The sequence below is a fragment of the Vibrio sinaloensis DSM 21326 genome (assembly GCF_000189275.1).
Taxonomy (GTDB): Bacteria; Pseudomonadota; Gammaproteobacteria; order Enterobacterales; family Vibrionaceae; genus Vibrio; species Vibrio sinaloensis.
Map to the genome: position 1 here is coordinate 21,904 of NZ_AEVT01000118.1, position 10,254 is coordinate 32,157.

8 protein-coding genes are annotated in these 10,254 nt (G+C 44.0%); 4 read left to right on the forward strand and 4 right to left on the reverse strand.

What is annotated here, in order from left to right:
* Positions 1-63: 63 nt before the first annotated feature.
* From ptsI to cysZ, 4 genes are all read right to left on the reverse strand, one after another.
* Positions 64-1,788 (reverse strand): phosphoenolpyruvate-protein phosphotransferase PtsI, encoded by a 1,725-nt coding sequence (gene ptsI, locus RH45_RS21605; protein ID WP_008081456.1) that lies wholly within the window; start codon positions 1,786-1,788, stop codon positions 64-66.
* Positions 1,789-1,926: 138 nt separating this feature from the next.
* A complete protein-coding gene (locus RH45_RS21610) occupies positions 1,927-2,184 on the reverse strand; it encodes an HPr family phosphocarrier protein (RefSeq protein ID WP_004415108.1) in 258 nt (85 codons plus the stop codon).
* 301 nt (positions 2,185-2,485) lie between these two features.
* A complete protein-coding gene (gene cysK, locus RH45_RS21615) occupies positions 2,486-3,454 on the reverse strand; it encodes a cysteine synthase A (protein ID WP_008081458.1) in 969 nt (322 codons plus the stop codon).
* A gap of 262 nt (positions 3,455-3,716) precedes the next feature.
* Positions 3,717-4,466, reverse strand: coding sequence for a sulfate transporter CysZ (cysZ, locus tag RH45_RS21620; protein WP_008081467.1), 750 nt, complete (start codon positions 4,464-4,466; stop codon positions 3,717-3,719).
* 208 nt (positions 4,467-4,674) lie between these two features.
* Here cysZ and zipA point away from each other — a divergent pair, with 208 nt between their 5' ends.
* The 4 genes from zipA to RH45_RS21640 all read left to right on the forward strand — a co-directional run bounded on the left by zipA (position 4,675) and on the right by RH45_RS21640 (position 10,113).
* Positions 4,675-5,574 carry a cell division protein ZipA gene (gene zipA / locus RH45_RS21625; RefSeq protein WP_008081468.1) on the forward strand — a complete coding sequence of 300 codons (900 nt, stop codon included), beginning with the start codon at positions 4,675-4,677 and terminating at the stop codon, positions 5,572-5,574.
* 150 nt (positions 5,575-5,724) lie between these two features.
* Positions 5,725-7,734 carry an NAD-dependent DNA ligase LigA gene (gene ligA / locus RH45_RS21630; RefSeq protein WP_008081473.1) on the forward strand — a complete coding sequence of 670 codons (2,010 nt, stop codon included), beginning with the start codon at positions 5,725-5,727 and terminating at the stop codon, positions 7,732-7,734.
* A gap of 495 nt (positions 7,735-8,229) precedes the next feature.
* The gene (locus RH45_RS21635; protein WP_008081475.1) at positions 8,230-9,666 is read left to right on the forward strand and encodes a hypothetical protein; all 1,437 of its coding nucleotides are present in this window, start codon (positions 8,230-8,232) and stop codon (positions 9,664-9,666) included.
* 84 nt (positions 9,667-9,750) lie between these two features.
* Complete coding sequence (locus tag RH45_RS21640; RefSeq protein WP_008081477.1) at positions 9,751-10,113, forward strand: DUF2799 domain-containing protein; 363 nt, start codon at positions 9,751-9,753, stop codon at positions 10,111-10,113.
* The last annotated feature ends 141 nt before the right edge of the window (positions 10,114-10,254 follow it).

Here is a 10,254-nt window from a genome sequence, read left to right on the forward strand (position 1 = left end):
TAGTATACCAATCTTTCGAGATAGACGACTTTTTTTACCGTCTATCCCATTGGAATTAGTTGATTATTGAGTTTTCTCAGCGATGAATTTTTCAACTACAGCTTCGATTTCTGCTGCTGTTGGTAGAGCAAGAGCTTCTTCAGCCATTGCTTTCACTTCTGCGAAGTTAGAGTTACGGATCACTTTCTTCACTTTAGGGATAGAGATACCGCTCATAGAGAACTCGTCTAGACCCATACCTAGAAGTAGAAGTGTTGCACGCTCATCACCTGCTAGTTCACCACACATACCAGTCCACTTACCTTCGGCGTGAGACGCGTCGATAACTTGCTTGATCACAGTAAGTACCGCTGGTGATAGTGGGTTGTATAGGTGAGAAATCATCTCGTTACCACGGTCAACCGCAAGTGTGTACTGAGTCAGGTCGTTGGTACCGATAGAGAAGAAAGAAACTTCCTTCGCTAGGTGGTGCGCGATAGCAGCGGCTGCTGGAGTCTCAACCATAACACCGATTTCGATGTTTTCGTCGAATGCATGACCTTCAGCGCGTAGTTCTGCTTTGTACTCTTCGATCGCTTTCTTCAGCTCACGGATTTCCTCTACAGAGATAATCATTGGGAACATGATACGTAGTTTGCCGTGTGCAGACGCACGTAGAATACCACGTAGCTGGTCACGTAGAATTTCGCGACGGTCTAAGCTGATACGTACTGCACGCCAGCCTAGGAATGGGTTCATCTCTTGAGGAAGATCCATGTAAGGCAGGTCTTTATCACCACCGATGTCCATCGTACGGATGATGACTGATTCGCCATTCATTGCTTCCGCAACTTCTTTGTACGCTTTGTACTGCTCTTCTTCAGTTGGTAGCGCGTCACGGTCCATAAATAGGAACTCAGTACGGTACAGGCCAACACCTTCACCACCATTGCGGAGGATGCCGTCACAGTCTTTAACAGTACCGATGTTACCGCACACTTCTACGCGGTGGCCGTCAGTGGTTTCTGCGTGCAGATCTTTTAGCTTAGCAAGTTCTTCTTTTTCAGCTAGGAAAGCGGCCTTAACTGCTTTTGCTTCTTCAAGCTCAGTTTCTGATGGGTTAACAACAATTTTGTTGTTCATTGCATCAAGAATCAGCATGTCGCCATTTTTCACTTGCTTAGTGATGTCGTTAGTACCAACGATCGCTGGAAGTTCAAGTGAACGAGCCATGATAGAAGTATGAGAAGTACGACCGCCGATGTCACAAGCAAAACCAAGCACGTAATCTAGGTTGATTTGCGCTGTTTCCGATGGCGTTAGGTCGTAAGCGACTAGGATAACTTCTTCATCTATGTCACTTAGAGAAACGATGTTGATGCCAAGAGCGTTTTTCACAAAACGAGTGCCGATATCACGGATATCTGTTGCACGCTCTTTTAGGTATTCATCGTCTAGAGATTCTAGAGCTGTTGCTTGCTCTTCGATTACGGTGTGAATCGCGTTGTCTGCAGACAGCTTGTCATTTTTGATAAGTGCTAGGATTTCTTCCTCTAGCTCTTCGTCTTCAAGAAGCATGATATGACCTTCAAAGATCGCTTCTTTCTCTTCACCGAAGGTTTCAAGTGCTTTCTGTTTGATTGTTTCTAGCTGAGCGGAAGATTTGTTACGAGCGTCGAAGAAACGCTGAACTTCAGCTTCAACTTGATCATCAGAAATAGTGTTAGTGTTTAGGACAATTTCATCTTCTTGAAGTAGTAGTGCTTTACCAATCGCAATACCAGGAGATGCTAGGATGCCTGAAATCATAGCCTTACCTTAAGTTGGTCAACTTTAAAACGGGAGAAAAAATGGGTGCGCTAACGATAATTTGTAGCTTAAATTTTGCTCTATTTCCAACAAAGCCATTTTGCTTTCACAAAATGGCTTTGAAAATAGAAGACCGGATTAGTGTAGTTGGTCCATTAGAGCAACAAGGTGGTCAACAGCTTGTTGAGCTTGTGGGCCCTCAGCTGAGATAGAAACTACTGTACCTTTTACTAGGCCTAGAGTTTGTAGCTTGAATAGGCTCTTAGCGCTAGCGCTTTTACCGTTAGAAGTCACAGTGATGTCCGCGTCGAATGCTTTAGCTTCTTTAACGAACTGTGCAGCTGGACGAGTGTGAAGACCATTTTCTGCAGTGATTTCTACTTGCTTCTCGTACATGTTATATACCCCAATTGATTTATATTTTGATAGTTTCTTAACCAAAACTAGCTTAACCGTAAATGTTATATTCTGCTAGGTGCACAACGTTCATTTCGTGTCAGAACTGATCTTGGTTGTAAATTTTTCATTAGTGACTCTAATCTATGTTCGATCTCACTAACGAGATAAATTCTTTATTAGCTTTTTTATTTTGAAGCTAAAAATAAAACTGCCCTGATATTACCAAAGGTGTGGCGAGGATCAACAAAAAAGCCCCTGAATGGGGCTTTTTTAAACGAAAAATTGATTTGACAACGTATTACTGTTGGTTTTCTTTCTCGGTAAAGATACCTGCAAACAGTGCTGTACTTAGGTAACGTTCACCTGAGCTTGGTAGTACAGTTACGATGGTTTTTCCTGCAAATTCAGGTAGTTCCGCTAGTCGGTTGGCTGCAACAACGGCTGCACCTGATGAGATGCCTGCAAGGATACCTTCCTCTTCCATTAGGCGACGAGCCATTGCAATCGCCTCGTCAGAAGTTACTGACTCAACTCGGTCTACAAGCTCCAAATCGAGGTTACCAGGGATGAAACCAGCACCGATACCTTGGATTTTGTGTGGCGCAGGTTGGATTTCGTCACCTGCAAGCGCCTGAGCAATCACTGGTGATTCTGCTGGCTCTACAGCAACAGAAACAATGTTTTTGCCTTTCTCACCCTTAATGTAGCGGCTTGTACCTGTAATCGTACCACCAGTACCGACACCTGCGACGAATACGTCTACTTCGCCGTCCGTTGCATCCCAAATCTCTGGGCCCGTTGTCTTCTCATGGATCTGAGGGTTTGCTGGGTTATTGAACTGTTGTAGAAGAAGGTACTTTTCAGGGTTACTTGCTACAATTTCTTCTGCTTTTGCGATAGCGCCTTTCATACCTTTTGCTGCTTCAGTTAGCTCAAGGTTTGCACCGAGTGCTTTAAGGAGTTTACGGCGCTCAAGGCTCATAGACTCAGGCATAGTGAGTGTTAGCTTATAACCACGAGCAGCAGCAACAAACGCTAGTGCTACACCTGTGTTACCACTGGTTGGTTCAACAAGCTCTACGCCTGGCTTAAGAGTTCCAGCCTTTTCCGCTTCCCAAATCATGTTGGCACCGATACGACATTTAACGCTGAAGCTTGGGTTACGAGCTTCCACTTTTGCTAGTACTTTACCGTTACTAACTTTATTTAGACGTACAAGAGGTGTGTTGCCAATCGTTTGAGAGTTATCTTCGTAGATTTTGCTCATGGTGTGATCCTTCATCTCAGTTTCAAGTCTGTTTCACAGCTGTGCTTCAAACAGACGCAGTTCTAGTGAATAAGTTTGTAGGATAGAGATTAGGCTAGGTTAAAAAACGAGAAAAGGATTAAATAGTTATATGATATGAAAGGGCGAAGTTTGATAACCGAGCGCTTCTTGTATTGTGCGGCGATTCATTACTTGATAAACCGGAACGTCTTTCGCTGTGAAAAACGCCCCTGTTGCTTATTCAGAATTGGAGGCAGTATAGCTAGCTCTTGTGCTGCTGCTTAAACTCGCTAACCCACATTGCAGTAGCGCCACAAACAGCAATAGGCATAACAAAAAGATTCAAAATTGGAATCGTAGTAAAGATGCTGACTAATGCGCCAAAGCTGTACGCTTTGCCTTGTTTTTGTTTCAAACTGTAACGCATGTCATTAAAGCTCACTTTGTGATTGTCGAATGGGTAATCACAATACTGAATCGCTAAAATCCAAGCAGTAAAGGCAAACCAAAGAATTGGGCCTATAGTTTGGCCAAGAGCTGGAATGAGGAGAAGCAAAAACAGGCCAATTGCTTTTGGCAGTACATAAACCAATTTACGCCATTCGCGCGCTAAGATTCGTGGCGTGTCTTTCAATGTTGATAGTAAGCCGTCTTCATTAACTCTTTGCTGGGTTAATTGCTCCTCTACTTTCTCTGCTAAAAGGCCGTTAAATGGCGCTGCGATAAAGTTAGCAAGTGTACTAAAGAAGTAGGAAAAGGTAGCTAATATAGTGAGCACCAATAGAGGCCACAGTAGATAGCTTAACCATGAAAGAAATTCTGGTAGTTGTCCCATTAAATGAGAGATCCAACTATCTAAATGAGAGAAAAGATAAAACAGCGCGCCACCAACCAGCAATATGTTCGCCAGCAATGGTAACAACACGAATTGACGTATCCCCGGCTTCATTGCCAGTTCGAGGCCATAGAAAAAATAACCAAAGCCGCTTCGTTGAGGATGAGATGGGTTCATAGTAATAGTCATTAATTGGTTTAAAAACGAACGTTGGGTATCTTAACAAGAAAAAAGCGTGTTCAAAATCACAACATTCTCGGAACTTCTAACATTAAGTTGTTCTAAAACAGGGGAGAGTTTTGGTAGAGTTACTGACAGTTAGGTAAAACCCAATTCGATACAGGTGCTAAAGCAGCACGGTTTATTGAGCAATTGAGAGCAAAAAATGCAGGAACTGCGATTCGTACTCATAATTGTCGGAGCCTTAGCGATTGCCGCTTTGTTGTTCCACGGTTTATGGACAAGCAAGAAAGAAGGGACGGCTAAATTCGGTAATAAGCCGCTTCGTAAACTAGACGTCGAAAACGAAGAAGATTCGGAAGCATCACCTGAGCGTGCTTTTGCTCCGGAAGATGACTTTGAGATCATTCGTAAAGAACGCAAAGAACCAGAGTTTGCGACTGAACCTGTCGGCGTCGATCCGCTGATTGATGGTTATCCTGACGTTGATGAACCAACCAAAGTACAATCGACGTTGGAAGAGCCTGAATTGGATGTGCCGTCTTTCTCAAGCAAGTCTTTGGATGAGGTTGAAGAAAAGGTGGAACCTGTATTGGAAACAATGACAGCGATTGAACCTGAGCCAAGCGACAGCATCCAAGAACCTGTTGTGGAAGCGCAGCCAGAGCCACAAGCTGAACCTCAGCTTGAAGTGATAGTGATCAATGTTCACTGTGCAGGTGATGAACCTTTTGTCGGAACCAAGTTGTTTGACAGTATGCAGCAAAATGGGCTGCTTTACGGTGAGATGGACATCTTCCACCGCCATGCTGACCTATCCGGTACTGGCAAAGTGCTATTTAGCGTTGCGAACATGATGCAGCCTGGTACATTGAAGCACGATGATCCGGCTGAGTTTACCACCAAAGGTATTTCTTTCTTTATGACCATGCCGTGCTTCGGTGATGAAGAGCAGAACTTTAAACTTATGTTGAAAACTGCCCAGCAGATAGCCGATGATCTTGGCGCTAATGTACTCGATGATGCGCGTAATCTAATGACGCCAAATCGATTGGATAGTTACCGCGCTCAAATTCAACAATTTAAAGCCGCAAAGCAAGCGTAAGCGCCACTTTTTGATAAAAAGGCTCCTCTGATCAGGAGCCTTTTTTCATTAACACAGTATTGCGAATAAGAGTTGGGGTGTTCATACTTCCACTCACATAAAAAGAGAGGTGGTCTGAGGCCTCTCTAGCACCAACAAGTAGAGTTAGCCATGTCTAAAGAGATTCAAGAAAAGCTTAATCAATTGCGTGAAACGCTTCATTACCATGGAGTGAAGTACTACGTTGAAGACAGTCCAGAAATTCCCGATGCCGAATATGACCGCTTAATGCGAGAGCTTATGGAACTTGAGTCTCAACACCCAGATTTGATGAGTCTTGATTCTCCAAGCCAGCGAGTTGGTGGGGCTGCATTGGATGGTTTTGGTTCTGTTAACCATGAGATACCCATGCTGTCGTTGGATAATGCGTTTGACGACGCTGAGCTTGAGAGTTTTAACAAGCGCATGGCTGATCGAATTCCTAGCGCAAAATTTGATGTGTTTTGCTGCGAACCTAAATTAGATGGCTTAGCGGTCAGTCTGCTGTATGAAAATGGGGTGTTAGTGCAAGCTGCCACTCGAGGGGACGGTACAACTGGTGAAAATATTACTGAGAATGTCCGTACTATCAAAGCCATTCCGTTGAAGTTACAAGGGCAAGGTTGGCCTGAGCGTATCGAAGTGCGCGGTGAAGTTTTCATGCCGAAAGCCGGCTTTGACAAACTGAATGAGCAAGCGCTTAAGAAAGGCGAGAAAGTCTTCGTTAACCCTCGAAATGCGGCTGCAGGTAGCTTACGCCAACTTGATTCGCGTATCACTGCAACACGACCATTGAGTTTTTACGCATACAGTGTTGGCGTAGTACAAGGTGCGACGTTGTCGAGCAGCCACTATGAACGATTCCTTCAGCTTAAAGGGTGGGGATTGCCGATGTGCCCCGAAACGAAGCGGGTATCTGGTTTGGATGAGGTTAAAGCCTACTATCAAGACATTTTGCAGCGCCGAGAAGCGCTGCCTTATGAAATTGATGGTGTCGTTATCAAAGTAGACGACATTGCTTTGCAAGAACAATTAGGCTTTGTTGCTCGAGCACCTCGATGGGCTATTGCTTACAAGTTTCCTGCTCAGGAAGAACTCACCACGCTAAACGACGTTGAATTCCAAGTTGGTCGCACAGGTGCGATTACCCCCGTGGCTAAGCTTGAGCCAGTGTTTGTTGGTGGTGTGACCGTGAGTAATGCAACACTGCACAACGCCGATGAAATCGAGCGTCTCAGTGTCATGATTGGCGACACAGTAGTGATTCGTCGTGCAGGAGACGTTATCCCTCAAATCGTTTCTGTGGTCGTTGACCGACGCCCTGATAGCGCACGTGAGATCGTATTCCCAGCGTTATGCCCAGTTTGTCAGTCTCAAGTGGAACGCATTGAAGGTGAGGCCGTTGCTCGTTGTTCGGGAGGACTGGTTTGTCAGGCTCAGCGTAAAGAGGCGTTAAAGCACTTCGTCTCACGCAAGGCGCTAGATGTGGATGGGTTAGGTGAAAAAGTCATTGAACAGTTGGTCGACCGAGAAATGGTTGAAACTCCTGCCGATCTATTCAAATTATCAGCAGGTGTTATCACGGTATTAGACCGCATGGGCCCTAAATCAGCGCAAAATGTGGTGGATGCTTTAAATCAGTCTAAGCAGACAACGTTACCTCGTTTTCTATACTCGCTCGGGATCAGAGAGGTTGGCGAAGCCACCGCTGCTAACCTAGCTCAACATTTTAAATCACTGCAAGCCGTAACAAAGGCTACACATGAAGAACTAATCGCTGTTTCGGATATTGGAGAGATTGTTGCCAGCCACATAACCGCCTTCTTTGCGCAAGAGAGCAATCAACAAGTCATCGGGCAACTATTAGAGCAAGGTATTAATTGGCCAGAGATTGAAGAGAGAGATGAATCTACGCCTCAACCTTTAGCTGGCAAAACAGTCGTGTTAACTGGCAGCTTGTCGCAATTATCACGTAGTGATGCCAAAGCAGCATTACAAGATTTAGGTGCAAAAGTGACGGGGAGTGTCTCTAAGAAAACCGACATATTATTTGCAGGAGAAAATGCAGGCTCTAAGTTAGCGAAAGCGCAAGATTTAGGGGTTGAAATTCGTACCGAGCAAGATCTTATCGACTTGATTTAATCTTATTTTTTTGTGAATGAAGCCACCGCAAGGTGGCTTTTTTTTATCTTGAAATAACTTCTGTTTTTGTACTGATGAAATGCATTACTTCGTCAGTGATCACCTTCAAACAAACATTAATTGGCCGTTTCGTTTCAAAAAAATGCGAGTCACTTCAATTCGTTTTTATCTATTTTTATATGTAAGTGATTGTTTTTTATTGTTATTGGTGTTTTTTGGCTTTGTTGATAAATAGAATGGAGATCAGGATCACTAAGATTATAAAAGTTTGTAGCGGGTCATATTTTTTTAGATAAAAAGAAACTTCCTGTTGATGTTTTGCTTCGCGAAGTTAGTCTTTAGGCATGGATACACGGTGTGTATGCAGGAAATTGAAAATCAATAATTAATGAATAATTGGCGGTTTTCGACATAGGAAATGAGTTCTCCCTTCGGCGGCCAACTTAAGGTGAGAAAAAAGAAAAAACAGCTATATCCATTTTTAGGAGTTTTTCCATGGACAAAATGTTTAAAGTATCTGCACTTACAGCAGCTCTAGTAGGTGCCATCGCAGCGGCTCCTGCAATGGCTAACCAAGATAACTTGGGCCCAGATTACGCAGGTGCAGTTTCAGAATTTTTCGGTGAGTCTACGATTAGCGGTAACGTTAACTTCTTCATGCGTGATCGTGTTCGTGGTAATGTCAATGCGAATGGTTCTGATACTAAGAAAACGGCTAACTTAGACCACGGTTCTATCTTTGCAAACCTTGGTTTTAACTCAGGTTACGTTGCTGACACTGTAGGTGCAGATGTTGTTATCTACAGCACATTCGATATGTGGCAAAACGCGAGCCCAGACCATGAAATGAACTTCTGGGATGTAAGCAGCCCTTACGGCGACGGAAAAGTTGGTGATTGTAAGAAGCTTGCGGAAGATCCTGATAACCCAGGTCAAGTAACTAACGAAAACTCTAAATGGAACTCTAACTGTAACAGCAACGGCGTTTCGTTCGCGACTGCAGCAGCGAAATTTAAGTTTGGTGATGCGGCTACAGCTAAATTGGGTTACTTCCAACCATCAGTACCAAGTTCTTTAGGTGTGAACTGGTCATTTGCTCCTGGTACATACCTAGGTGGTGAAGTCGGTGCGAAAGTTGGTGGTTTCGACTTAGGTTTAGTTGTTGCTGAAGAATACAAAGCACCTTGGTTCAAGCGTACTTACACTTTCCAAACAACTGATGGTGACGATGCTGGTGCATTGTACTCTCTAGGTGGTCGTTACACGTTTGACAACGATATTCTTGTTGATGTTGGTTACGGTGCATTAACTGGTGGTGAGCGTAAGAACTTCCACGTTAAAGTTAAAGGTACAACTGATGGCGGTGTTTACTGGTCTCCACAATTATACGTTGTAGATGATGACGAGCAATATGATAGCACTGCGTTCCAGCTAGCTATGTTGAGCTCTTTCAGTTCTGGCCAATATTCTTACCGTGCGGAAGCAACGTACACGTCTGCCGAGTCTAACGTTGATGGCGCATCAGGTAACATGGCTTACCGCCTAACTAGCCAATACGGTGGTTCAAACGGTGCATACGACATCTGGTGGAACAACCGTTCTGACTTTAACCACGATGGTGAATTCGCAGGTTTCCTATCTGCATCTCGTGACTTCTCTGATATCGGTGGTAAAGGCTTCAGTGCAGGTGTAAGCAGTGCATTTGGCTTCGGTGCAGAAGCTGAAGGTTACAAAGACCTTAAAGAGTACGCGTACAGCTTCTTTGCTAACTATGCAATCCAAGCTGGTGCTCTGAAAGATGCGAACATCTCGTTCTACTACACTGAGTACTTCAATGATACAGATGCTCCAAACTGGACCGGTTACACTAACTTGTTCCAAGACGAGACTGATTTCAAACTTATGCTAACTATTCCTTTCGCAGTTAAGTAATAAGTATCTGAACCAGAAATCTAATCTACTGTCTAAAAGCTGAGCATACTGCTCAGCTTTTTTCGTTTTAATCCGGAGGCTAAAATGACAAAAATATGGTTTGTTCCTTTTGTACTTATCGCTTTACAAGCATGTACTAGCCAACCTAAGACGGCTGCAGAGTATTGGTATGGTCAGGGGGAGCGATTCGGCTCTAGAGGAGGGCAGTATGACAATGATGTTCTCGCTGATCTAAAGGACAAAGCCTCATTTGATCAGGTGGCTTATGAAGAGGGATATAAAGCGGGCAAAGCAATATACTGTGATCCTTTTACTGCGTTTGAGAAAGGCATTAAAGGAACTCGTTACACGACTCAATGTGATGGGCAACCGCAAGAAGTTATGATTAAAGCAGAGTGGCAAAGAGGATGGGAAGCTTTTTTGGGAGCAGATTTCTATAAACTCTAATATGTTAGGGCTACGAAGTTAACAAAATTTGTAACTTCGTAGCTTTGCAAGCGAGCTAACTTGATTTCCCTCCGTATGCTTTACATAACTCACGGGGCATGTGCTTTGTGCTTCCATCGCTAAAAGTACAATCGACGCCAG

Coding starts and splice junctions, on each gene's coding strand:
- RH45_RS21635 (WP_008081475.1), top strand. CDS start 8,230: ATGGACAAAATGTTTAAAGTATCTGCACTTACAGCAGCTCTAGTAGGT.
- cysZ (WP_008081467.1), bottom strand. CDS start 4,466: ATGAACCCATCTCATCCTCAACGAAGCGGCTTTGGTTATTTTTTCTAT.
- RH45_RS21640 (WP_008081477.1), top strand. CDS start 9,751: ATGACAAAAATATGGTTTGTTCCTTTTGTACTTATCGCTTTACAAGCA.
- RH45_RS21610 (WP_004415108.1), bottom strand. CDS start 2,184: ATGTACGAGAAGCAAGTAGAAATCACTGCAGAAAATGGTCTTCACACT.
- cysK (WP_008081458.1), bottom strand. CDS start 3,454: ATGAGCAAAATCTACGAAGATAACTCTCAAACGATTGGCAACACACCT.
- zipA (WP_008081468.1), top strand. CDS start 4,675: ATGCAGGAACTGCGATTCGTACTCATAATTGTCGGAGCCTTAGCGATT.
- ligA (WP_008081473.1), top strand. CDS start 5,725: ATGTCTAAAGAGATTCAAGAAAAGCTTAATCAATTGCGTGAAACGCTT.
- ptsI (WP_008081456.1), bottom strand. CDS start 1,788: ATGATTTCAGGCATCCTAGCATCTCCTGGTATTGCGATTGGTAAAGCA.